The following is a 22,203-nucleotide window of genomic DNA, read 5'->3' on the forward strand; positions in this document are numbered from 1 at the left end:
GCTCAACTCCTCGCCGTTCGGTCCTGCTTCGCGTATCGCCAGAACAGACTCTGTCCGGCTGCGGTCGGTTGCACCCTACTTCGCGTCGTTCCGGGGCAACTGGGCGGGGAGGGAGCCATTCGGGCACAGGCGTCGACGAGGGACTGTTCCACCTCGTCCAAGGGGCGGTCCGCAACGACGGCCTTGGCGATGGCGAGGGCGGCGGTCTGCACGGTGAGCGCGCGGGCGGGGACGTCCAGGGCGGGCCAGGGGTCGCCGGTCGTCGGGACAGCGGGGCCGTCGGCCACACGGTAGGCGGTCAGGAAGCGGGTCCACTCGTCGGGCGTGAGCAGCCCGCAGGCGTACCAGGCGGCCGGGCGGGCCAGGTCCCAGGCCGCGGGGCCCACGCCTAGGTCGTCGATGTCGATCAGCAGCCAGGGCCCGGCGGGTACGGGGTGGCGGACGAGCTGGCCGAGGTGGAGGTCGCCGTGGCAGAGAGTGCTGGTGTCCGCAGGGGGGCCTCGGCGCGGGCCCAGGCGGGAGGGCTGCCCAGGCGCGCAGGACCAGGGGTGCCGCGGGGTGCGGGCGGCCGGCGGAGCGGAGACGGGCGATGGCGCGGGCCGCCTTGGCCGGGCCGCGCATGGGTGGGAGGGGGACGGGGGGTGGGGTGCGGTGGAGGCGGGCGAGGAGGGTGGCGGCGGCCTCCCAGGGGGCCTGGTCCGGGGCGTCGGGGTCGACGGGGGTGCCGTACGGCCAGAAGGTGACGAGGCGGCCGTGCAGGGTGACCGGCGTCGGGCTGAGCGGGGACAGCAGGACGTCGGGATGCGGGTCGCCGTGGTGAGGCGGGGGGTGAGTCCGACGGGGTCGGTGCCCGGGGCGTGGGCCTTGGCGACGGTGGCTGCGTGCCGGACGACTGTGGCGTCGGGGCGGTCGGCGAGGGTGACGGTGGCTCCGCAGGCGCAGGTGTCGGCGTGCGGATGGGCTGCGTGTCTGGCCCGGGCGGTCAGCTCGAAAAGCAGCGGGGTTGTCACGGGTCTCCCTCGGCGTGGGACGGTTTTAGCGAGGGTACGGCCGTGAGGCTCGGCGGGTGCGGGGCGTTGGGGCTGCGGGGGGTCGCGCAGCCCGGCGCCGTGAAGCCGCCCAGGCGCAAAGCAATGCCGGCGCAGCTCCCCAGCTGCGCCGGCATTTTGCCGTCCGCCGCACCCCCGTCCCCACGGGGTTATGGGTGGATGTCCCCGCCCGGACCGCTCTTCCGGGCCTGGGGTCGCCGCTCAGCGCCCCAGCATCACGCCCACGGACGACGCCTGTGTGGCCACTGTCTCCCAGCCGTCGAAGACGACGAGGAGCAGGACCGCCAGGGGAAGGGCCATTGCCGTTGCCACCAGGGGGTGGCGGCGGCCCGTACGGCGAGGGCGGAACGCGGCGTACGCCTTGCGCCCCTGCGTGCGGATCGCCGTCCGCGGTGCCGTGAAGGCCATGGTCCCTCTCCTGACCGTTCTCAGTTGTCGTTGGCAGCGGCGGGTGTCTGACCTCGGGGGACGAGTGCTGCACCCGCCGCTTGACCTCAAATCTAGGGGCGCGGCGGGTGCGGGGCGTCATGCCCTCGTACCGATTGGCGGGCCTCCCGGAGGATGAGCGGTCACCTGGGGAGTACTCCCCTGGGTGGAGACGCGGTCCTAGGTCTCCGGGTCTTCCCGGAGGGGACGTCCGATGTGTCCGGGCTTTTCCGAGCTGTCCTCACGCGGTACCGGCTGCTCGACCAGGGCCAGGACCCGGTTCGCCATGAAGCGGGCCGTACGGATCACAGACCCGTTTCGGGTGACTTCGCTCACTTCCACGACGCCCCAGCGTACCGCCGTCTCCACCCTGCGGCCCGCCCTGCTCGCCACCACCTCGTACGTACGTGTCGTGTCCCCGGCGTCCACGACTATCTCGACTCGGTCACCCTTCACGGGTCCAATCCCCCTTCTACGACGGGTGGTTGGATGCGGAAGGAGGACGAAGCCGCCCTGCCCGCACGCTCCTTGACCACCCCTCAAGTCTCCCACCCGGCACTGACAATCCGTCGGGCCGAGAGGGCGCGGCCTCTGCGCGCACACGGCCACGGAAACGTAAGCTGTGCCACGTCACACGGACCGGGCAGCGGGGATGAAAATGGCGATGATGCGCCTGAGGCGCGAGGACCCGCGCGTCGTCGGCTCGTTCAGGCTGCACAGACGGCTCGGCGCGGGCGGGATGGGCGTTGTCTACCTGGGCTCCGACAAGAAGGGGCAGCGGGTCGCACTGAAGGTGATCCGGCCGGACCTGGCGGAGGATCAGGAGTTCCGGTCACGGTTCGCGCGCGAGGTCTCCGCCGCCCGGCGGATCCGGGGCGGGTGCACGGCGCGGCTGGTGGCGGCGGATCTGGAGGCGGACCGGCCGTGGTTCGCCACGCAGTACGTACCGGGGCCCTCCCTGCACGACAAGGTCGCCGACGAGGGGCCGCTGCGCGCGGCGGACGTCGCCGCGGTCGGGGCCGCTCTTTCGGAGGGGCTCGTCGCCGTGCACGAGGCCGGTGTGGTGCATCGCGATCTGAAGCCCTCCAACATCCTGCTCTCCCCCAAGGGCCCGCGGATCATCGACTTCGGTATCGCCTGGGCCACGGGGGCCTCCACGCTCACGCACGTCGGCACGGCCGTGGGCTCGCCCGGTTTCCTCGCCCCCGAGCAGGTCCGCGGCGCGGCGGTCACTCCGGCCACGGACGTGTTCTCGCTGGGTGCCACGCTCGCCTACGCGTCGACCGGAGACTCGCCCTTCGGGCACGGCAGTTCCGAGGTGATGCTGTACCGCGTGGTCCACGAGGAGGCCCAACTGCACGGCGTTCCCGACGCGCTGGCCCCGCTCGTACGGGCCTGTCTGGCGAAGGACCCCGAGGAGCGGCCCAGCACGCTCGAACTGTCGCTGCGGCTGAAGGAGATCGCGGCTCGTGAGGCGCAGGGCCTTCTGGACGGACGGCCGCCCGCGCCGCGCTCCGGTGAGGCGGACCGGCCCACCGGCCGGCTTGCCGACACCTACCCCGACCGCCCGCTGCGCCGTCCGCCAGGGCAGGCGGGCGCGCCCGGGATTTCCACGACCCGGGGTCCGGGCGCGCCCCGGGGTTCGGCGCCGGTGCGGGGCGGAGCTCCCGCGCGCGGCACGTCGCCGCGGGGCGGGGGTGCGCCGTCGGCCCGGTCCGGGGCGGGGCTCACGCCGGCGTCGAGGAACACGCCCGCTTCCCGCAGTACGACCCGGTCCGGCGGCGGGAACCGGCCCGTGCCGCGCGGTACCGCAGGGCGTCCGGGGCCCCGGAACACCGGCGCCGGGCGGCGGCCGGCCAATCCGCGGCTGCTGCGTCAGCGGCTGTTCGTGTTCGTCGTGGTGACGCTGCTCGTTGCGCTCGGCATCGGCGTGGTGCAGGGCTGCCAGGGGCCGGCCCGGGGGCTCGGCGGCGAACGCGAGCGGCAGGAGCGCGTCCAGCCGGACCACCGGCCGCTGGACGAGGACGCGTTGATGTCCGAGCGGTTCGAGTCGACGATCGAGCAGTCCGCGCCCGAGTAGGGCCTACGTCCGGGGGCGTCGGCCCGAGGAGGGCCTACTCCTGGGGGCGGCCGGTCGCCACCGCGTAGAAGGCGACCGCGGCCGCCGCGCCCACGTTGAGGGAGTCGACGCCGTGGGACATCGGGATGCGGACCCATTCGTCGGCGGCGACCAGGGCCTGGGTCGACAGGCCGTCGCCCTCGGCGCCGAGCATCAGCGCGACCCGGTCCATCCGGTGCGGGGCCGCCTCGTCGAGGCTTCTCGCCTTCTCGTCGGGGGTGAGGGCGAGGAGCGTGAAACCGGCCTCGCGGACCGACTCCAGGCCCTTGGGCCAGGTGTCCAGGCGGGCGTACGGCACGGAGAAGACCGCGCCCATCGAGACCTTGACGCTGCGACGGTAGAGGGGGTCCGCGCAGTCCGGGGAGAGCAGGACCGCGTCCATGCCGAGGGCGGCGGCCGAGCGGAAGATCGCGCCGATGTTGGTGTGGTCGTTGACCGACTCCATGATCACGACCCGGCGGGCGGTCTGGAGGAGTTCGGCGGCCGTGGGCAGCGGCTTGCGCTGCATGGAGGCGAGCGCGCCGCGGTGCACGTGGTAGCCGGTGACCTGTTCGGCGAGCTCCGGGCTGACCGCGTAGACGGGGGCGGGGAGCTCGTCGATGACGTCGCGCATGACGTCGACCCACTTGGCGGAGAGCAGCATCGAGCGCATCTCGTAGCCGGAGTCCTTCGCCCGGCGGATGACCTTCTCGCCCTCGGCGATGAACAGGCCCTCGGCGGGTTCTCGCTTGCGGCGCAGTTCCACGTCGGTCAGGCCTGTGTAGTCGTGCAGGCGCGGGTCGTCGGGGTCCTCGACGGTGATGAGATCGGCCACAGGGTGATACTGCCTTGTCCTGGGTGTGGTGCCAACGGCTCGGGACGAGTTGTGTTACCCGCGGTTACGCGGAGGGATGCGGGCCCACGTTCACGACCGCGCCGACGACGATGACGGCCGGCGGCTTCACCTCCTGCGTACGCACCGCCTCGGCGACCGTCGCGAGGGTCGCGTCGACGCGGCGCTGGGCGGCCGTCGTGCCCTCCTGGACGAGGGCGACCGGGGTGTCGGCCGGCTTGCCGTACGCGACCAGGGTCTCGGCGATCTTCCCGATCTTGTCGACGCCCATGAGGATCACCAGCGTGCCGGTCAGTTTGGCGAGGGACGGCCAGTCGACGAGGGAGCGCTCGTCGTCGGGGGCCACATGGCCGCTGACCACCGTGAACTCATGGGCCACGCCGCGGTGGGTGACCGGGATTCCGGCCGCGCCCGGGACCGAGATCGAGCTGGAGATGCCGGGGACGACCGTGCACGGGATGCCCGCCTCGGCCAGTGCCTGGGCCTCCTCCATGCCGCGACCGAAGACGAACGGGTCGCCGCCCTTGAGCCGTACGACCGACTTGCCCTGCTTGGCATGCTCGATCAGCGCGTTGTTGATGGCCTCCTGGGCCATGAAACGGCCGTACGGGATCTTCGCCGCATCGATCACCTCGACGTGCGGCGGGAGTTCGGCGAGCAGGTCGCGAGGGCCGAGGCGGTCGGCGATGACCACATCGGCCTCGGCGAGCAGGCGCCGGCCGCGGACCGTGATCAGGTCCGGGTCGCCGGGGCCGCCACCGACGAGGGCGACGCCCGGGGTGCGGGTGCGGTGGTGGGGGGCGACGAGGGTGCCGTCGCGCAGGCCCTCGACGACCGCGTCGCGGATGGCGGCGGTGTGGCGGGGGTCGCGGGACTTGGTGTCGGTGGTGAGGACCGCGATGGTGACGCCCTCGCTGTGGCCCGTCGCCGGGGTCCAGGCCGTGGCCGCGTCGGCGTCGTCGGAGCGGACGCACCAGACGCGGTGCCGTTCCGCTTCGGCGGAGGCCTGGGTGTTCGCCGTGTGGTCGCTGGTGGCGATGAGGGCGTACCAGGCGTCGGCGAGGTCGCCGTCCTGGTATCGGCGCTTCGCCCAGGTGATCTCGCCCGATTCCGCCATCGCTTCGACCGAGGGGGTCGCTTCCGGGGACACGAGGAGGATGTCCGCGCCTGCCGCGATGAGGGCCGGGAGGCGGCGCTGGGCGACCTGGCCGCCGCCGAGGACGACCACTTTGCGGCCGGTGAGGCGGAGGCCTACGGGGTAGGCGGGGTGTTCGGCCATGAGGGTGCGGCTCCTCTTTACGGCGATGCGGGGCCCTGACGTGCGGATTTTACGGTGCGGGTGGGGAAGGCGGCGCAGGTGTCCGGTGGCTGAGCATCGTTGCCGGGTGCGGGTGCGTGGGTCCGTGCCCACCCTCCCCACTCTCGGCTTCGCTCGAGCGGGGCACCCTCATCACCCTGCGGAACGACTGCCCACGGACCCACGGCGTTGCCCACCGGACCCACGGCGTTGCCCACGGACCCTGTGCGAACCCCCACGGCCGCTGTACGAACCGGCGCTGCCCACGGAACTCCGTACGAACCGGCGTCCGCCTCGCGTCGGCTCAGGGGCCGCTACTTCTCGGTGACCCCCGCTGAATCGAACGTCGCCACCTCATGCATTGCTCTCGCCGTGCTCTGGACCATCGGGAGGGCCAGTAGGGCGCCCGTGCCCTCACCCAGGCGGAGGTCGAGGTCGACCAGGGGGCGCAGGCCGAGCTTGTTGAGGGCCGCCACGTGGCCGGGCTCGGCGCTGCGGTGGCCTGCGATGCAGGCGGCGAGGACCTCGGGGGCGATCGCGCGGGCGACCAGGGCCGCGGCACCGGCGCTGACGCCGTCCAGGATCACCGGCGTACGAAGGGACGCTCCGCCGAGGAGGAGGCCGACCATGGCGGCGTGTTCGAGGCCGCCGATCGCGGCGAGGACGCCGATCGGGTCGGCCGGGTCGGGCTGGTGGAGCTCGATGGCGCGGCGCACGACCTCCGTCTTGCGCGCGAGGGTCTCGTCGTTGATGCCGGTGCCACGGCCGGTCACTTCCGCCGGGTCGGTGTCCGTGAACACCGAGATCAGGGCCGCCGAGGCCGTTGTGTTGGCGATCCCCATCTCGCCGGTGAGCAGGGCCTTGTTGCCGGCCGACACCAGGTCGCGGGCGGTCTCGATACCCACCTCGATGGCTTGCCTGGCCTCCTCGCGGGTCATCGCCGGGCCGGTGGTCATGTCGGCCGTGCCCGGGCGGACCTTGCGGGGCAGCAGGCCCGGGGTGGCCGGAAGCTCCGCGGCGACGCCCACGTCGACGATGCAGACCTCTGCACCCACCTGGCTGGCGAAGGCGTTGCAGACCGCTCCCCCGCCGAGGAAGTTGGCCACCATCTGCGCGGTGACCTCCTGCGGCCAGGGGGTGACGCCCTGGGCGTGCACACCGTGGTCGCCGGCGAAGATCGCGACGGCCGCGGGCTCCGGGATCGGCGGCGGGCACTGGCGGGACAGCCCGGACAGCTGCGCGGAGATGATCTCCAGCATGCCGAGCGCACCGGCCGGCTTGGTCATCCGCTTCTGCCGCTCCCACGCCTCGCCGAGCGCCTTGGCGTCCAGCGGGCGGATCTGCGCGACGGTCTCGCCGAGCAGGTCGTGCGGTTCCTCGCCGGGCAGGGCGCGGCGGCCGTACGTCTCCTCGTGCACGACCCACGACAGCGGGCGGCGCTTGGACCAGCCCGCCTGCATCAGCTCCGGCTCGTCCGGGAACTCGTCGACGTACCCCACGCACAGGTAGGCGACGACCTCCAGGTGCTCGGGCAGACCGAGAGCGCGTACCATCTCACGCTCGTCGAAGAAGCTGACCCAGCCGACGCCGAGGCCCTCGGCGCGGGCAGCGAGCCAGAGGTTCTCGACCGCGAGCGCGGAGGAGTACGGCGCCATCTGCGGCTGGGTGTGCCGGCCCAGGGTGTGGCGACCGCCGCGGGTCGGGTCCGCGGTGACGACGATGTTCACCGGGGTGTCGAGGATCGCCTCGATCTTCAGTTCCTTGAACTGCTTCGCCCGCCCCTTCGGCAGCGACTTGGCGTACGCGTCGCGCTGACGCATGGCCAGGTCGAGCATCGCGCGCCGGGTCTCGGCGGAGCGGATGACCACGAAGTCCCAGGGCTGCGAATGGCCCACGGAGGGTGCGGTGTGGGCGGCCTCCAGGACGCGGAGGAGCACCTCGTGCGGGATGGGGTCGCTGCGGAAGCCGTTGCGGATGTCACGGCGCTCGCGCATGACCTTCAGTACGGCCTCGCGCTCGGCGTCGTCGTAGGGGGGCGCGGCCGGGCCGGTGGACTGCCGCGCTTCTGCCACTTCGGCCGTGCCCTCTTCCTGGTCGGCGACCCGGGTGTCCAGGTCCTCCGCGTGCTGTACGAGTTCCGCGAGTTCGGGGGCCGGCTCCGTGTCGGCCTCGCGGGGGGCCGGGACGGTGGCCACGGGTTCGGGACTCGCCGGGATCTCGGCCCCCTGCTCCTGCGTGGGGAGGACGACAGGGTGCGGCGGGGTGGGAGCCAGGTGCGGGGTGGTCGGCAGCGAGCCCTCCACCGGGATGAACCGGCCCACGGGCTGGTCCGGCTGAGGCTCCGGCGGGAGACCGGCCGCGGCCACGTCCTGCGGCTGCGCCTCCGCGGGCTGCTGGGCCGGGGCGGGGGTCGCCTCCGGGGCAGGCGTGGCTGCGGCCGCGTCCGCCGTGGGCTCGGGCTGCGGAACGGGGCGCTCCGCTGCAAGCTGGTCGGCGGTGTGGTCCGTGACGGGGGCGGAGGGGTCTGTGGCGGAGGGACCGGTCACGTCGTGAGCCTCCCCGGCCGGGGCACCCGGCTGCGCGTCCTGCACGGGTGGCGTGGCCTCGGCCGTCTGCAGGGCCTGTTGCTGATCGGCGTCGGGGGTTGGGGGGACGACGGTTCGGTGGAGGTGGCCGCAACGGGAGCGGGGGGAGCGTCCGTGGGCTGGGGCTGCGCGGCGTCCGTGACGGCGGGGGCGCCGGGGCCGTGTCCGAGAGCTGCGCGGGCGCGGGGGCCTCGGGTGCGCTGTCGGCTACGGCGGAGGCGGGGCCTGCGGCGCATCGGGGCGGCCTGTTCGGGCTCGGCGGCCTGCGGCGCGGCCGATGCAGCCTGCTCGGGCCCGGGAGCCTGCGGCGCGGTCGATGCAGCCTGCTCGGGCCCAGAGGCCTGCAGCACGTCCGATGCAGCCTGCTCGGGCCCGGAGACCTGCGGCACGTCCGATGCAGCCTGCTCGGGCCCAGAGGCCTGCAGCACGTCCGATGCAGCCTGCTCGGGCCCAGAGGCCTGCAGCACGTCGGGGGCGGCGGTCGCAGGAGCCTGCGCCAAATCGGAGGCATCCGTGGCAGCAGCCTGGGCCGAATCAGGGGCAGCCGTCGCAGCAGCCTGCGCCGCTTCGGGCGTGCCGGTTTCCGGCGCGGACTCGGGCGCCGCGGTCTCCGGCATCTGCGCGACCTCGGATGCGGCCATCGCCTGCTCAGGAGTCCCGTCGGGTGCGGGAGCGGCTTCTACGACCTGGGGGGGTTCAAGGGCGCTGGTTCCGGCATCCGGGAACTGTCCGGAGCCGGCGCCCGCCGTCTCGGCAGCCGCGACGGCCTGTCCGGCATCCGGTGACTGCGCGGCCCCGGCACCATGTCCAGCACCCGTGGGCTGCCCATGTCCGGCACCCGTGGCCGGCAGGGAGCCGTCCCCGTGCCCAGCACCCGCGCCGTGCACAGAACCCTCCCCATGCCCAGCACCCGAGGCCCCCACGCCCCCGGCACCTGGCCGACGAGCCCGTCAGCCTGAGCCACGGCCGCCTGGTCGGAGCCCGCGGCAGACGCGGTCCCGGAAGGCTCTCCGCCCCCGACTCCGACACGCCGCCCAGCGCCTCCCCCGCGCCCGCGGGCGACGTCCCCTCAGCCGCCGGCCACGTCTGCGAGGCGTACGCCTCGTTGTGACCGAAGGCCCCCACGGCCTCCGTCGCGAGTCGGGTCACCGCGGCCTGTGCGGCGCCCACCGGCTCGGTCTGGTGAGGTGTGGCGGGGACAACCGTTTCCGCAGGCGTCGCCTCCTCGCCGACCGGCGTCTGGGCATGGGCCTGGCCGCCCCACGGCACCGCGCCCTGCGGGGGCATCTCGCGCACGCGAGGGACGTCGAGGTACTCGGGGCCGGAGGTCGGCGGGCTCGGCTGGCGCGCCGGCACACCCGCGGGGCCGCGGTCGGCGAGGGAGCGGACCGGGCTCGCGGAGGCGTCGGGGATCGGCGGGCCGAGGTGCAGCGGACGCCGGTGGGTCGACGGCGCGGCCGGTGTCGACGGCGGGGTGGGGTCGGGCAGCCGGACCCCGCCGAGGTCGACCGCACCGCTGTCGCGGCCGGACATCTCGTGCGCGTCGGGTTCGTGGAGGGCCTCGACGACCGGCTCGGGCGGGGGTGGAGCCACTTCGTTGCCCCAGGCGCCCTGGGCGCCGGGGAGGAGCAGGTCTTCGTCTTCCGCGGGCGTCTCGGAGAGGTAGGTGTACGCGCTGGGCGCGGGGACGCCCGGCTGCTCCACCATGCCTGCGTTCTCCGGCAGCCCCTCGCCCGGGACCTGGCCGGTGTCAGTCATGCGTACCCCTCGCCCATCGGTTGATGCTCCTACGACCAGCTCACCCGGAACGGCGCACCGACCGCCCCGTAGTGAAGAACGAGCGTGCGTGCCCAGCGGCACGAACGACCCGCCGGAAAAGGCGACAAAGCCATTCAGTGGCATTGTCGCGGTCGTCCCTCCGCCACGTCAGCCTGATCCGCGACGGCCCGCTGTGGACTGCGCCACGTTGCGCGTCCTCCGGTTCTGCCGTACCACACCCCACCCAAAACGGGTGTGTTTTCCGGACATTGACCGACGAAGCGTCGGGCGTCCGAGTGCGGTACAACGATCGGCCAGCCTACCGCGCGCGGTACGACAACCGGATCACGGGGACGGAACCGGCATCAGGACGTGCGATCGGGCAGCACACCGCTGAGCAGGAACGCGACGCTCCGTTCCTTCTCCGTCCAGGCCCTGGTGTCGAGTTCGACGGACTGCAGGAGTGCGCACTCCACCTCGTAGCCGTGCTCGGTCAGATCGCGGCCGACGAGTTCGGCCTCGTCCCGGGTGGAGGCATGGCTGACGATGCGCTGCGGGCGGCGGTCGGCGACCGCCAAGACCACGGCCGCTCCCCCGCCGCCGACCCGGACGACGTCCGGTTCGGGCAGGTTCTCCAGGACGTGCGGGGCGGTGCCGTGGACGATCTGGGGCTGGACGCCGAAGCGGCGTGCGGCGGCCTCGGTGCGGGCGCAGGCGCCGGGGTCCCGGTCGACGGCGATGACGGCGGCGCCGGCCCGGGCGGCCTCGGTGGCGAAAGCGCCGCTGCCGCAGCCGATGTCCCAGACCAGGTCGCCGACGCGGGGTCCGAGGCGGGCGAGTTGGGCCGCGCGCAGCGTTTCGGTCTCGCCCTCGCCGAGCCGTCCCTCGTACGCCTCGGCGGGCAGGGTCCAGCCACGGGGGCCCGCGCCCGGGCCGCGGCCGGCGATCCAGCCGTCGCCCGCGCCGACCGGGCCGGCCGGGCCGCCGATGACGATGACGACGTTGGGGTCGCGCCAGGTGTGGTCGGCGGCCTTGTCGGACGTGACGACGGTGACCTGCTCGCGCCCGGTACCGAGTTCCTCGCAGATGACGAAGGTGCGGTGGATTCCGTCCAGGAGCAGGCCGAGTTCGGCGGGGCCCGCGCCGGGTGAGGTGAGAACCGCGACCTTGGTGTGGGCCCGGCATACATTCACCGCACGTCGCAGGGTGCGGCGGTGTGCGACGACCACCTGCGCGTCGTCCCAGGGCATTCCGGCGCGGGCGAAAGCAGCGGCGACCGAGGAGACGGCCGGGACGACTTCGACCTCCAGGCCGAACTCGGGCGCCCTCAGGGTGCGTACGACACCGAAGAAGCCGGGGTCGCCGTCGGCGAGCACGACCGCGGTGCCGCGGTGTGCGGCGATACGGCGGGCAGCGAGGGCGACGCTGCCGAGGCGGATGCGCTCGGCGGTGCGGGGCACCTCGGTGAGCGCAAGGTGGTGGGCGGCACCGGCCACCAGGGTGGCGGCGCCCAGGGCGGCGCGTGCCGCGGCGGTCAGCGGAGAGCCGTCCCAGCCGATCACCGTGACCCGGTCGGCCATCGTCGTCAGTCTCCAGGGTGTTTGCGCAGGTCGTCGGGTGTGGCCCGCGGGCAGGCGGGCTCCGTGAGCGTACCTGGTGGTCGCGGGGCGCGCCGGGGCGCGGTCGCCCGTGGCATCAGTTCCAGTCCGAGTACGACGTGAAACCCCCGGTGTCGGCCAGCTGCTCGGCCGCGCCCTCCAGGTCCTCGGGCAGCAGGCTCCACACGATGTAGTCGGTGCGCACCTCGGTCCAGGTGTCGTCGGCGGTGCGGGCGCGCGCTATGCAGGCGCCGCGCAGGACGCCCTCGCTGATGCAGCCGATCTTCTGGGCCACCTGCTGCGAGGCGGTGTTGTCGGCGGCGGTGCGCAGTTCGATGCGTTCGAACTTCTGGTCCCCGAGGAGCCATTGCGCGGTGGCGAGCGCGGCCTCGGAGGCGTAGCCCTCGCCGCGCGCCCAGGGGGCGACGATGTAGGACATCTCGGTGGAACGCACATGCCAGTCGGTGCGGGCGAGCCGGATGACGCCGACCAGGCGCTGGGTGAGGAACTCGGTGACGGCGAGGGCGAGGCCGCGGCCGGTGCTGCGCTCGGTGGGCGCGTACTCGGTGATCCAGGTGTGTGCGTCGTCCTCGGTGAAGGGCTGGCCCACGTCGGTCCAGGCGATGACCTGCTCGTCGTTCATCATCTCGGCCAGGGCGGGGATGTCGTCCTCGTCGAAGGGGCGCAGCACCAACCGCTCCGTGCTGATGGAGATGTTGGGGAAGGTGCTCGTCATGACGCCGCTCCGTAGCCTTCGAACCGTCAGGGCCTGCTGAACTGCCCAGCATGCAGCATGAAAGCACCGAACCGCACCACGGGGTCCCCTCCCGGTGAGGGAGGGGACCCCGTGCGGCGCGGGACCGTCAGAAGGAGGCGATCACGGAGCCGTCGTACTCGTTCTCGATGAACTTCTTGACCTCGGCGGAGGTGAGGAGTTCGGCGAGCTTCTTCACGCGCGGGTCGTCCTCGTCGCCCTCCTTGACGGCGAGGAAGTTGCCGTAGGGGTTGTCCTCGGCGGACTCCAGGACGAGGGCGTCGTCGGCGGGCTCGAGGTCGGCCTCGATGGCGTAGTTGCCGTTGACGACCGCGGCGTCCACGTCGTCGAGGGAGCGCGGGGTCTGGGCCGCCTCCAGCTCCTTGAACTCGAGGTTCTTCGGGTTCTTGGTGATGTCCGCGGGGGTCGCTTCGTTGCCCACGCCGTCCTTGAGGGTGATCAGGCCGTTGTCGGCGAGCAGCTTCAGCGCCCGCGCCTCGTTGACCGTGTCGTTCGGAACGGCGATGGTGGCACCGCTCTTCAGGTCGTCGGCGCTCTTGGTCTTGTGGGAGTAGAGGCCGAGCGGCTCCAGGTGGACCGTGACGACGGGCACGATGTGGGTGCCGTTCTTCTTGTTGAAGTCGTCGAGGTACGGCTGGTTCTGGAAGTAGTTGGCGCCGACCGAGCCGTCCTCCGTCGCCGTGTTCGGCGTGACGTAGTCGGTGAACTCCTTGACCTCCAGGTCGAGGCCCGCGTCCTTCGCCAGGTTGTCCTTGACGAAGGTGAGGATCTCGGCGTGCGGGGTGGGGCTCGCGGCGACGACCAGGGGGCCGTCGGCGTCGGCGGAGCCGGAGCCGCTGTCGGAGGAGCCGCATGCGGTGAGCCCGAAGGTGAGGGCTCCGACAGCGAGGGCGGCGGTGGTGATCTTGGCGGTGTTACGCACGAAAAGTGCCTTTCCTTATGGGTGGAGCGACCCCTTGGAGCAAGGGGTGTCGGCGCGGAGCGCCGTCGTTGAGGGGTGGTGGTCGGGCGACGGGTGGGCGTACGGGGGGGTCTTGGATGCTCAGGCGACCTTGCCGACGTCGGCTGCGGCCGGCTCCTTCGCCTTCAGCAGGCGGAGCTTGGGGCCGGGGCCGGAGCGGGCGCCGCGGCGGTGCAGGGAGCGGGCCGCGTAGTCGCCTGCGAACTGGATGAGCGCGATCACGACGGCGAGAAGCGCCACGGTGATCCACATCAGGCCGGTCTCGAAGCGCTGGTAGCCGTAGCGGACGGCGAGGTCGCCGAGGCCGCCGCCACCGACGGTGCCGGCCATGGCCGAGTAACCGATGAGGGCGATGACCGTGGTCGTCGTGCTGGCGATCAGCGAGGGCAGCGCCTGAGGGACCAGGACCTTGCGGACGATCGTCCAGGTGTTGCCGCCCATCGACTGGACGGCCTCGACGAGCCCGTGGTCCACCTCGCGGACGGCCGTCTCGACCAGGCGGGCGAAGAACGGGATGCCGCCGATGGCGAGCGGCACGATGGCGGCCTCGCTGCCGATGGTGGTGCCGGTGACCCAGCGGGTGAAGCTCATCAGCGCGACCATGAGGATGATGAACGGCAACGAGCGGCCGATGTTCACGATCTGCCCGATGACCTTGTTCGCCACGGTGTTCTGCAGCAGGCCGCCCTTGTCGGTGAGGACGAGCAGGACACCGATGGGCAGTCCGAGGACGACCGCGATCAGGGTGGACCAGCCGACCATGATCAGGGTCTCGGTACACGCCTGCTCCAGCAGGGGCTGCATCTCGGACCAGGTCACTTGGCACCTTCCTTCACCAGTACGGGCTCGTCGCCCAGGACGTCGATCTGCAGGCCCTGTTCGCGAAGGAAACCGATCGGGACGACGTTGTCCTCGTAGCGGCCGGGCAGTTCGATGCGCATCCGGCCGACCTGGAGGCCGCCGACGGTGTCGATGGCGGCGCCGAGGATCGATATGTCGATGTTGTAGGTGCGCGACAGCTGGGAGATGACGGGCTGGGTGGCGGCCTCTCCGTGGAAGGTGACGTCGAGGACGGTGCGGTCGTCGGCGGAGGCCTCACCGCCCACCGGGAAGAGCGCGGAGGCCAGCTCCGAACCGGGGGTGGCGAGCAGCTCGCTGACGGTGCCGGACTCGACGATGCGGCCCTTGTCCATCAGGGCGGCCGAGTCGCAGATGCTCTTGACGACGTCCATCTCGTGGGTGATGAGCAGGACGGTCAGACCGAGCTGCTGGTTGAGGTCGCGCAGCAGCTTCAGGATCGAGCGGGTCGTCTCCGGGTCGAGGGCGCTGGTGGCCTCGTCGGACAGCAGCACCTTGGGGTCGCCGGCCAGGGCGCGGGCGATGCCGACCCGCTGCTTCTGGCCGCCGGAGAGCTGGGCCGGGTAGGCCTTGGCCTTGTCCGCCAGGCCCACCAGGTCGAGCAGCTCAAGTGCCTTGCGGGAGCGCTCCTTGCCCGAGGTGCCGAGGATTTCGAGCGGCAGCTCGACGTTGTCCTGCACGGTCCGGGTGGACAACAGGTTGAAGTGCTGGAAGACCATGCCGATCCGGCTGCGCGCCCGCCGGAGTTCCTTGCCGGCGCGGGGTCCGCGGCCGGCGAGCGCGGTGAGGTCCTGGCCCGCAACGGTGACCGTGCCGGAGGTGGGGCGCTCGAGGAGGTTGATGCAGCGGATGAGCGAGGACTTGCCGGCGCCGGACTGGCCGATGACGCCGTACACCTCGCCTTCGCGGACGTGCAGGTCGACGCCGTCGAGGGCGGTGACCTCGCGGCCGCGTGAGCGGTAGACCTTGGTCAGGCCCGAGATGGTGATCACGTGGTTTCCGTCACTGTCGAGTACGCGGGCGTGGGTGTGCCCCGGTACGGAGGTAAGAGGTGCGCGATGGGGGTGCCCCCACGCCGTTCAGGCAGTGGAGGAGGCTGGGTCACGTACGGACAGGGGCGTACGGACATGCCACGGCGGCTCGCTTCGGGGCGCGAGGCTCAGGGGGTGCAGGGGCCCTCTAGAAGGCGCACATTCGACACATACAGCGAGCACCGGGCGTCATGGTCGCCTCGGTCGCAGGGATGCGGCTGCTCGTCGTGGTCATGCGATCAGTAAAGCAGACGTATGAACGCATCCGAGAACCGCTGTCCGCATGCCGGACAGCGGTGGACAGTCGTCAGTCCCGGACGGAGATCTCCACGCCCGCGGCGGTGACCAGCGCGGACAGGGCCGAGAGGTCCTTCACCACCAGGTCGGCGGTCAGCTCATGGGCCTGGTGGGTTGTGGCCAAGGCCACGGTGGTCATCCCGGCGGCGCGGCCGGCCTGGAGTCCGGCGGGGGCGTCCTCGAAGACGACGCAGCGGGCCGGGTCGACGCCGAGTTCACGGGCGGCGAGCAGGTAGGGCTCGGGGTCGGGCTTGCCGCGGGTGACATCGTCGGCGGCGATCAGGGTCTTGGGGAGGACGCCGACGGCGTCGAGACGGGCCTCGGCCAGCCGGCGGGTGGCGGAGGTGACGACGGCCCAGCGGTCGGCGGGGAGGGAGTCGAGGAAGGCCTTGGTACCCGGCAGCAGGCGCACGCCTCCGTTGGATACGTCCTCCACCTCCAGCTTCTCGATCCGCGCGACGGCCTCCGGCACGACATCGGCGGGCAGCAGGTCGGCGGCTATCTCGGCGGCGGTACGCCCGTGCAGTTCGATCTGCGCGAAGTGCTCGGCCGTGAGGCCGTATTCCCCGGCCCACCGGGTCCAGCAGCGGTTCACGGAGTCGAGGGAGGAGACGAGGGTGCCGTCATTGTCGAACAGGAGTGCTTCAGCGCGGATCTTCATGGCCCCGACCCTACGGGGCACCGCGGGGGTGGCAGCATCAGGCCTTTTGGCCCGTAATAGGGTCGCTGCATGCTTGATGCCCTGACGCTGGCGACCGGTGTCGCCGCGCTACTGCTCGCCGCGTGGTGCGGTTGGGCCGCGTACCGTGATCAGCCGACGAAGGACTGGCACTTCATCGGGATGGCCGTGGTGTCGGTGCTGGCGCTGGTCCAGCTGGTCGTCGGGGTCGTGCAGTTGGCACGGGGCGAGAAGCCGGAGCAGGGGACGACGATCTTCGTGGCGTACCTGCTGGGGGCGTTCGCGTGCATCCCGGCCGCAGGGTTCATGTCGCTGGCGGAGCGGACGCGGTGGGGGTCGGTGACGGTGGCCGCCGGCGGTGTGGTGCTGGCCGTCCTGGAGGTGCGGCTCTATGACATCTGGGGAGGCTGAGGTGGCCACGACGACCAGGACACGGCTGATCAGTGGGCCCGGCGTGCTGCTCGTGTGGTTGTACGGCGTGATGGTCGTGGGGGCGGTGTCGCGATCCGGGTACCAGATCGCGACCGAGTTCGACCGGGCACCGCTTGCCTATTCGCTGTCGGCGGTTGCGGGAGTCGTGTACGGGTTCATCACGTACTCGCTGGTGCGGGGCGGGGAGACGGCTCGTCGGGCGGCGGTGGTGTGCTGCGCCGCCGAGCTGGTGGGTGTGCTGGTCGTCGGTACGTGGACGCTGGTGGAGCCGTCGGCCTTCCCCGATGCGACCGTGTGGTCCGACTTCGGCATGGGGTATCTGTTCATTCCGGTTCTGTTGCCGGTTTCCGCGTTGTACTGGCTGCGGAAGTCGCGTCGCGAGCTGCGGGGTTGATCGCCATTGGCGGGTGCGGGTTGTCTGTGGCTTGTCGCGCAGTTCCCCGCGCCCCTTGGCGGCGTTGGCCCTGACGTTCGTCAAGCAGTGGTCGCGTACGTCCCGGCCTTCTTCTCCAGGACGATCATCGGTACCCCGTCCGTGCCCTCCGACGTACCCACCGTCTCGTAGCCGACCCGACGGTACAGGCGCAGGTTGCTCTCGCTGCGGTGGCCGGTGTGGAGGCGGAACTTCTTGGCGCCGCGTTCCTCCGCGAGTGCCGCCTCGGCCGCGCGCAGCAGCCTCGCGCCGATGCCGTGGCCCTGCATGCGGGGGTGGACGCACAGGCGGCTGATGGAGGCGGCGCCGTCCTCGGTCACCGCGCCGCGTACGGAGCCGATCACCTCGTCGCCGAGGCGGGCCACGAACACGCAGTCGGTGGCGACCTCCTGGCGGACGGAGTCGAGGGTCTGGACGAGCGGGTCGATGCGGTAGTTGCCGTACAGCGCGGCCTCGCTCTGGAAGCACAGGTACTGCAGCTTGAAGATCTGCTCGGCGTCCTGGTCGGTCGCCTCGGAGATGATCACGCTCATGCCCATGTGTGCACGCCTCCCGCTCACCTGTTGCCTGTCGTCCCCCACTCCTATCCCCGCACTTCGCGAGCCGCAACCTCCGCTGCAAGCAATCGCCGTAGACATCCCAGACATCTGGAACGTTCCGGCCCCAGGCTGCCCTGTGAGATACCCAACTCCCCCGCGATTTCCCGGTATGTGAGGTCCTTCGGCGACAGAAGGGCTTCGAGGAGCGTGGGGCAGCGGCCCGGCAGCCGGCGCACCGCGTCGCGCAGGGCGCGGCGGCGGGCGGCGGCGAGGGCGAGCTGTTCGGGGCCACGGTCGCCGTCGTCGACGGGTTCACTGTCGTACGGTCGCTCGAGTCTGGTGGTACGGCGGGTGCGGCGGGCCTCCGAGCGGACGGCCCTGCGCAGCCAGCGCTCGGGGTCGTGGGGCGGACCGTCGGCGTCGAGGCGCTCCAGCAGGCGCAGCCAGACCGCCTGTTCCAGGTCGCCGGGTTCGGTGCCGGCGGCCGGCGCCTCGGCGGAGGCTTCCGCGGCGAGCAGCGGGCGCAGTGTGGTGAGCAGGTCGTGCGTCATATGCGGCACGACGCGGCCGCCCGGCGGCGGGTTGCCCCGGGCGGCCGACTGTCACTCCGAACGGTGGCCGGGGGCTCAGCCGTTGACGAAGTCCTCGCGGGCCAGCAGGCCGGTGTCGGGGTGGTCGGTGAAGATGCCGTCGATGCCGGTCGCGAAGTACGCCCGGTAGGCGCCGAAGACATCGCCGTAGGCGTCCGCGTCGGTGCCCTTGCGGAAGTCGGCCGGCAGGAAGGGGTTCTCGTTGCGCAGGGTCCAGGGGTGCAGGACCAGGCCGACCTTGTGCGCGTCGGTGACGAGGGTGGTCGGCTCGGTGAGCTTGCCGGCGGCGTCCTTCGGGATGACGAGGTCGAGGGTGGGGCCGATGCCCTGCGCGTAGGAGGCGATCTCCCTGAGGCCGGCCGGCTTGATCAGGTCGGCGACCGTGCGGGGGTCACCGGTCTCGACGAAGTCCCAGGGGCGGGTGCTCGCGCCGGACAGCAGGACGACGAGCGGGTTGTCGACCAGCTTGTTGAGGCGCTGGATGCTGGTGGGCTCGAAGGACTGGAGGATGACCGGCGAGTTCCACTTGTTGCGCCCGTACTTGCGCAGCACCTTGGCGACCCGCTCCTCCAGGCCGAGGCCCAGCTTGCGGAAGTAGGTGGGGTGCTTGAGCTCGGGGTAGATCCAGACCTGCTTGCCGCGCTTGCGGGTCTGCTCCTCCTGCCACTGGAGCACCTCTTCGAAGGTGGGGATCTCCCAGCGGCCGTTGTACAGGGTGTTGTGCGGCCGGTTGGCCGGGATGCGCTCGGTCGCGCGCAGCGTCTTCAGCTCGGCGAGCGTGAAGTCCTCGGTGAACCAGCCGGTGGTGGAGACGCCGTCCAGCACCTTGGTGGTCCTGCGGTCGGCGAACTCGGGGTGGTCGGCGACGTCGGTGGTGCCGCCGATCTCCGGTTCGTGCCGGCAGACGAGGTGACCGTCCTTGGTGGGCACCAGGTCGCCGGCCTCGACGATGTCGGCGCCCATGTCGAGGGCCAGCTGGTACGAGCCGAGGGTGTGCTCGGGGCGGTAGCCGCTGGCGCCGCGGTGGGCGACGATCGTCGGCACGGGCAGGGACTTCATTCCGCGGCCTCCATGTCGCGCATCGGCTCTCGCCGTGCCGGACAGACCGAGGACCGCTCCGCTCGCGCCGAGCACGGCCGCGCCGAGGAGCGCCCGCCGTCCGGTGCTGGGGGCGTTCTCCTGCGCCTGCTCGTTCGACTCCTGCGGTCCCATCAGCGGCCTCCCTGCCGTCGACTCGTCGGTGCGCGCCGATCGTAGGGGGGTGGACGTGTCTGTCGGGAGGCCTCGGTTCGAACACGTGGATGACGCTGGATGTCGTATGAGGTACGTATTCCAGCCGCCTCATGACGGCCCGTCGGCATCGGCATCGGCCGCCGGGGTAGCCGGGCGTTAGGCCTCCCGCGCGATGTCCGTCACATCGTCGCGTACGGGTTACGCGCCGCCTCCGACGCGCCACCGCAGGTAAACGTACGTCAACAGTGCGTAAGGCCTCGGTGAACCCGATGTCCCCGATGTGCGCGACCCGTGCCGCCGCGAGTATCGTCCTCACCTGCACAGACATAGACCGAATCCCTTGACATCCCTAGGCACCACCAGACACCCGTTGGCATCCCCTTGACACCGGAGGGTCCGTTGTCCCGCTTCGCGCTCATCAAGGCAGTGCTCGGTCCGATCATGCGCCTGATGTTCCGCCCCCGGGTGGAGGGCGTGGAGCACATCCCCGGCGACGGTCCGGTCATCCTGGCCGGCAACCACCTCACGTTCATCGACTCGATGATCCTGCCGCTGGTCTGCCACCGCCAGGTGTTCTTCATCGGCAAGGACGAGTACGTCACCGGCAAGGGCTTCAAGGGCCGGCTGATGGCGTGGTTCTTCACCGGCGTCGGCATGATCCCGGTCGACCGGGACGGCGGCAAGGGCGGTGTCGCGGCGCTGATGACCGGCCGCCGGGTGCTGGAGGAGGGCAAGGTCTTCGGCATCTACCCGGAGGGCACGAGGTCTCCCGACGGGCGGCTGTACCGAGGGCGCACCGGCATCGCGCGGCTCACCCTGATGACCGGGGCGCCGGTCGTCCCGTTCGCCATGATCGGCACCGACAAGATCCAGCCGGGTGGCGCGGGCATGCCCCGGCCGAGCCGGGTGACGGTGCGGTTCGGTGAGGCGATGGAGTTCTCGCGGTACGAGGGGATGGACCGGGACCGGTACGTCCTGCGGGCCGTCACCGACTCCGTCATGGCCGAGGTGATGCGGCTGTCCGGGCAGGAGTACGTGGACATGTACGCCACGAAGGCCAAAGAGGCGGCGTAACTCCTCGACGCGAGGCTTCAGACGGCGGGCTGCTCTTCGGGCGGCCCGCCGTTCGTATGCTCCGCGCCCGGCGCCGGCAACCACAGCACGAACGTCGAGCCCTCCCCCACCTTCGAGAACAACCGCACCTGACCCCCGTGCGACTCCACGATCTGCCGCACGATCGCCAGTCCCAGCCCCGCGTGCCGGTCCCGATGCCCTCCGTTGCCCCTCGCTCGCCAGAAGCAGTCGAAGACGCGGGTCTGGTCGTCGGCGAGGATGCCGGGGCCCTCGTCCTGTACGGCCGTCCAGAGCCAGGATCCGGAGCGACCCGCGGCGACCGTGATCACCGTGCCGGGCACACCTCGCCGGCCGCGGCGCCCAGGTCGGTGTCGGCGAGGGCGGGAGCGTTGCGGCGGCCGTGGTCACTGCCCGCGCTGCGCAAGGAGTTCAACCGCATCAAGACCGCCGACCCCAGGTTCGCCGAGTGGTGGCAGGAGAACTCCAAGGAGGCATACAGCACCGGCCTGGCGAACGCGGCCGCCGCGTTCGACAACTATGCCAAGTCCAAACAGGGCAAGCGCAAGGGGCGGCGGGTGGGCATGCCCCGCCGCAAGACGAAGCACAAGGCCCGCCTCGCTTGCCGGTTCACCACCGGCATCATCCGCGTCGAGCCGGACGGGCGGCACGTGACCCTGCCCCGGCTGAGCACGATCCGGACCCACGAATCCGCCCACACACTCCTGGCCCGCCTCCAGGCCGGGACCGCGCGCATCCTGTCCGCGACGATCCGGCACGAACGCGGCCGCTGGTTCGTCTCCTTCCAGGCCGAGGTCGAGCGGGAGATCACCCGTGTCACCCGCCCGGACGCGACGGTCGGGGTCGACCTCGGCGTGAAGCACCTGGCGGTGATGGCCGACAGCACGGGCGAGATCCGCTACGAGTCCAACCCCAAGCACCTGGACGGCTCCCTCAAGCTACTAAGGTTCCATTCCCGTCGTGTCTCACGGCGGCAGGGCCCGGACAAGCGCACCGGGCAGAAACCGTCGAAGCGGTGGGAGAAGGCCGACGCCCAGCGCAACCGGGTGCACCACCGGGTGGCAAACCTGCGCACGGACGCCCTGCACAAGCTCACCACCGCCGTACGCGGCGAGTACGGCACCGTGGTGGTCGAGGATCTCAACGTCGCCGGAATGCTCAAGAACCGGCGCCTGGCGCGCAAGATCGCCGATGCCGGGTTCGGGGAGATCCGCCGCCAGCTCACCTACAAAGGCCGACGCAACGCCTGCCGCACCGTCGTGGCGGACCGCTGGTATCCCTCCTCCAAGACCTGCTCGGGCTGCGGCGCGGTGAAAGCCAAGCTGCCGCTGCACGTCCGGATCTTCCACTGCGACGCGTGCGGCCTGGTCATGGACCGGGACGAAAACTCGGCACGCAACCTGGCCGCCCTCGCGGCGGCCGCAACCACTGGTACCGGAGTGGCCGGAGACCAGGGCGCCACCACGGCGCCGAAGCCTCGTGGAGCCGACCGTAAGACCCGCACCAGCCGCCGCAGCCGCAAGGCCAAGGCGGCGCGGGCAGGTGGCGCAACCCTGCCGCAGCCGCGGCAGACGGAAGCGAGAGACCGTCGTCAAGCCGAAGCGCTCACGCTTTGGTGA

General features: G+C 71.8%; 19 protein-coding genes and 2 pseudogenes. 5 read left to right on the forward strand and 16 right to left on the reverse strand.

Features of this window, described 5'->3' with window-relative positions:
- Positions 1 to 2: 2 nt before the first annotated feature.
- The 3 genes and pseudogenes from StrepF001_RS04040 to StrepF001_RS04050 all read right to left on the reverse strand — a co-directional run bounded on the left by StrepF001_RS04040 (position 3) and on the right by StrepF001_RS04050 (position 1,931).
- A pseudogene (locus StrepF001_RS04040) lies at positions 3 to 1,010 on the reverse strand (aminoglycoside phosphotransferase family protein).
- A 240-nt stretch (positions 1,011 to 1,250) separates the two neighbouring features.
- Entirely contained in the window at positions 1,251 to 1,457 is a 207-nt protein-coding gene (locus StrepF001_RS04045; protein ID WP_129796873.1) for a hypothetical protein, read from the reverse strand.
- A 198-nt stretch (positions 1,458 to 1,655) separates the two neighbouring features.
- Positions 1,656 to 1,931, reverse strand: coding sequence for a hypothetical protein (locus tag StrepF001_RS04050; RefSeq protein ID WP_129796874.1), 276 nt, complete (start codon positions 1,929 to 1,931; stop codon positions 1,656 to 1,658).
- Positions 1,932 to 2,127: 196 nt separating this feature from the next.
- On the opposite strand from StrepF001_RS04050, the gene StrepF001_RS04055 reads away from it, so the two are divergent.
- Positions 2,128 to 3,555 carry a serine/threonine-protein kinase gene (locus tag StrepF001_RS04055; RefSeq protein ID WP_165396153.1) on the forward strand — a complete coding sequence of 476 codons (1,428 nt, stop codon included), beginning with the start codon at positions 2,128 to 2,130 and terminating at the stop codon, positions 3,553 to 3,555.
- Positions 3,556 to 3,589: 34 nt separating this feature from the next.
- Here the strand turns inward: StrepF001_RS04055 and StrepF001_RS04060 are convergent, their stop codons facing one another.
- From StrepF001_RS04060 to StrepF001_RS04105, 9 genes and pseudogenes are all read right to left on the reverse strand, one after another.
- Positions 3,590 to 4,408 (reverse strand): RNA methyltransferase, encoded by an 819-nt coding sequence (locus StrepF001_RS04060; RefSeq protein WP_129796876.1) that lies wholly within the window; start codon positions 4,406 to 4,408, stop codon positions 3,590 to 3,592.
- A gap of 64 nt (positions 4,409 to 4,472) precedes the next feature.
- Positions 4,473 to 5,705, reverse strand: a complete 1,233-nt coding sequence (gene cobA / locus StrepF001_RS04065) for a uroporphyrinogen-III C-methyltransferase (protein ID WP_129796877.1) — start codon at positions 5,703 to 5,705, stop codon at positions 4,473 to 4,475.
- 332 nt (positions 5,706 to 6,037) lie between these two features.
- Positions 6,038 to 10,066, reverse strand: a pseudogene (gene cobT / locus StrepF001_RS47235) (nicotinate-nucleotide--dimethylbenzimidazole phosphoribosyltransferase).
- Between the two features lie 365 nt (positions 10,067 to 10,431).
- The gene (gene cbiE, locus StrepF001_RS04080) at positions 10,432 to 11,646 is read right to left on the reverse strand and encodes a precorrin-6y C5,15-methyltransferase (decarboxylating) subunit CbiE (RefSeq protein ID WP_129796878.1); all 1,215 of its coding nucleotides are present in this window, start codon (positions 11,644 to 11,646) and stop codon (positions 10,432 to 10,434) included.
- Positions 11,647 to 11,761: 115 nt separating this feature from the next.
- Complete coding sequence (locus StrepF001_RS04085; RefSeq protein WP_129796879.1) at positions 11,762 to 12,400, reverse strand: GNAT family N-acetyltransferase; 639 nt, start codon at positions 12,398 to 12,400, stop codon at positions 11,762 to 11,764.
- Positions 12,401 to 12,527: 127 nt separating this feature from the next.
- Positions 12,528 to 13,361, reverse strand: a complete 834-nt coding sequence (locus tag StrepF001_RS04090; RefSeq protein ID WP_129796880.1) for a MetQ/NlpA family ABC transporter substrate-binding protein — start codon at positions 13,359 to 13,361, stop codon at positions 12,528 to 12,530.
- A 120-nt stretch (positions 13,362 to 13,481) separates the two neighbouring features.
- Positions 13,482 to 14,219 (reverse strand): methionine ABC transporter permease, encoded by a 738-nt coding sequence (locus StrepF001_RS04095; RefSeq protein ID WP_165396154.1) that lies wholly within the window; start codon positions 14,217 to 14,219, stop codon positions 13,482 to 13,484.
- Positions 14,216 to 15,250 carry an ATP-binding cassette domain-containing protein gene (locus StrepF001_RS04100; protein ID WP_129796881.1) on the reverse strand — a complete coding sequence of 345 codons (1,035 nt, stop codon included), beginning with the start codon at positions 15,248 to 15,250 and terminating at the stop codon, positions 14,216 to 14,218. Before StrepF001_RS04100 ends, StrepF001_RS04095 begins: the two co-directional genes overlap by 4 nt.
- A 346-nt stretch (positions 15,251 to 15,596) precedes the next feature.
- Positions 15,597 to 16,247, reverse strand: coding sequence for an HAD family hydrolase (locus tag StrepF001_RS04105; protein WP_129796882.1), 651 nt, complete (start codon positions 16,245 to 16,247; stop codon positions 15,597 to 15,599).
- A 69-nt stretch (positions 16,248 to 16,316) separates the two neighbouring features.
- Between StrepF001_RS04105 and StrepF001_RS04110 the strand changes: the two genes are divergently transcribed.
- Together StrepF001_RS04110 and StrepF001_RS04115 are read left to right on the forward strand one after the other, a co-directional pair.
- Positions 16,317 to 16,676, forward strand: a complete 360-nt coding sequence (locus StrepF001_RS04110; RefSeq protein WP_129796883.1) for a hypothetical protein — start codon at positions 16,317 to 16,319, stop codon at positions 16,674 to 16,676.
- Positions 16,657 to 17,091, forward strand: a complete 435-nt coding sequence (locus StrepF001_RS04115) for a hypothetical protein (protein ID WP_129796884.1) — start codon at positions 16,657 to 16,659, stop codon at positions 17,089 to 17,091. Before StrepF001_RS04110 ends, StrepF001_RS04115 begins: the two co-directional genes overlap by 20 nt.
- 80 nt (positions 17,092 to 17,171) lie before the next feature.
- On the opposite strand, the gene StrepF001_RS04120 is transcribed toward StrepF001_RS04115, so the two are convergent.
- The 3 genes from StrepF001_RS04120 to StrepF001_RS04130 form a co-directional block, all read right to left on the reverse strand.
- Positions 17,172 to 17,669, reverse strand: a complete 498-nt coding sequence (locus tag StrepF001_RS04120; protein WP_129796885.1) for a GNAT family N-acetyltransferase — start codon at positions 17,667 to 17,669, stop codon at positions 17,172 to 17,174.
- 44 nt (positions 17,670 to 17,713) lie between these two features.
- A complete protein-coding gene (locus tag StrepF001_RS04125) occupies positions 17,714 to 18,220 on the reverse strand; it encodes a sigma-70 family RNA polymerase sigma factor (protein WP_129796886.1) in 507 nt (168 codons plus the stop codon).
- Positions 18,221 to 18,295: 75 nt separating this feature from the next.
- The gene (locus StrepF001_RS04130; RefSeq protein WP_129796887.1) at positions 18,296 to 19,471 is read right to left on the reverse strand and encodes a glycerophosphodiester phosphodiesterase; all 1,176 of its coding nucleotides are present in this window, start codon (positions 19,469 to 19,471) and stop codon (positions 18,296 to 18,298) included.
- A gap of 420 nt (positions 19,472 to 19,891) precedes the next feature.
- Here StrepF001_RS04130 and StrepF001_RS04135 point away from each other — a divergent pair, with 420 nt between their 5' ends.
- Entirely contained in the window at positions 19,892 to 20,566 is a 675-nt protein-coding gene (locus tag StrepF001_RS04135; RefSeq protein WP_129796888.1) for a lysophospholipid acyltransferase family protein, read from the forward strand.
- A gap of 17 nt (positions 20,567 to 20,583) precedes the next feature.
- Here the strand turns inward: StrepF001_RS04135 and StrepF001_RS04140 are convergent, their stop codons facing one another.
- Positions 20,584 to 20,895 (reverse strand): ATP-binding protein, encoded by a 312-nt coding sequence (locus StrepF001_RS04140; protein WP_240797276.1) that lies wholly within the window; start codon positions 20,893 to 20,895, stop codon positions 20,584 to 20,586.
- A gap of 60 nt (positions 20,896 to 20,955) precedes the next feature.
- Between StrepF001_RS04140 and tnpB the strand changes: the two genes are divergently transcribed.
- A complete protein-coding gene (tnpB, locus tag StrepF001_RS04145; protein ID WP_240797277.1) occupies positions 20,956 to 22,203 on the forward strand; it encodes an IS607 family element RNA-guided endonuclease TnpB in 1,248 nt (415 codons plus the stop codon).

It is taken from the genome of Streptomyces sp. F001, from assembly GCF_004187715.1.
Lineage (GTDB): Bacteria > Actinomycetota > Actinomycetes > Streptomycetales > Streptomycetaceae > Streptomyces > Streptomyces flavusporus.

Excerpts from the sequence above, each read along its gene's own strand:
- StrepF001_RS04045 (WP_129796873.1), bottom strand. The coding sequence starts at position 1,457 with ATGGCCTTCACGGCACCGCGGACGGCGATCCGCACGCAGGGGCGCAAG.
- StrepF001_RS04055 (WP_165396153.1), top strand. The coding sequence starts at position 2,128 with ATGAAAATGGCGATGATGCGCCTGAGGCGCGAGGACCCGCGCGTCGTC.
- cobA (WP_129796877.1), bottom strand. The coding sequence starts at position 5,705 with ATGGCCGAACACCCCGCCTACCCCGTAGGCCTCCGCCTCACCGGCCGC.
- cbiE (WP_129796878.1), bottom strand. The coding sequence starts at position 11,646 with ATGGCCGACCGGGTCACGGTGATCGGCTGGGACGGCTCTCCGCTGACC.
- StrepF001_RS04085 (WP_129796879.1), bottom strand. The coding sequence starts at position 12,400 with ATGACGAGCACCTTCCCCAACATCTCCATCAGCACGGAGCGGTTGGTG.
- StrepF001_RS04105 (WP_129796882.1), bottom strand. The coding sequence starts at position 16,247 with ATGAAGATCCGCGCTGAAGCACTCCTGTTCGACAATGACGGCACCCTC.
- StrepF001_RS04110 (WP_129796883.1), top strand. The coding sequence starts at position 16,317 with ATGCTTGATGCCCTGACGCTGGCGACCGGTGTCGCCGCGCTACTGCTC.
- StrepF001_RS04115 (WP_129796884.1), top strand. The coding sequence starts at position 16,657 with ATGACATCTGGGGAGGCTGAGGTGGCCACGACGACCAGGACACGGCTG.
- StrepF001_RS04120 (WP_129796885.1), bottom strand. The coding sequence starts at position 17,669 with ATGGGCATGAGCGTGATCATCTCCGAGGCGACCGACCAGGACGCCGAG.
- StrepF001_RS04125 (WP_129796886.1), bottom strand. The coding sequence starts at position 18,220 with ATGACGCACGACCTGCTCACCACACTGCGCCCGCTGCTCGCCGCGGAA.
- StrepF001_RS04130 (WP_129796887.1), bottom strand. The coding sequence starts at position 19,471 with ATGGGACCGCAGGAGTCGAACGAGCAGGCGCAGGAGAACGCCCCCAGC.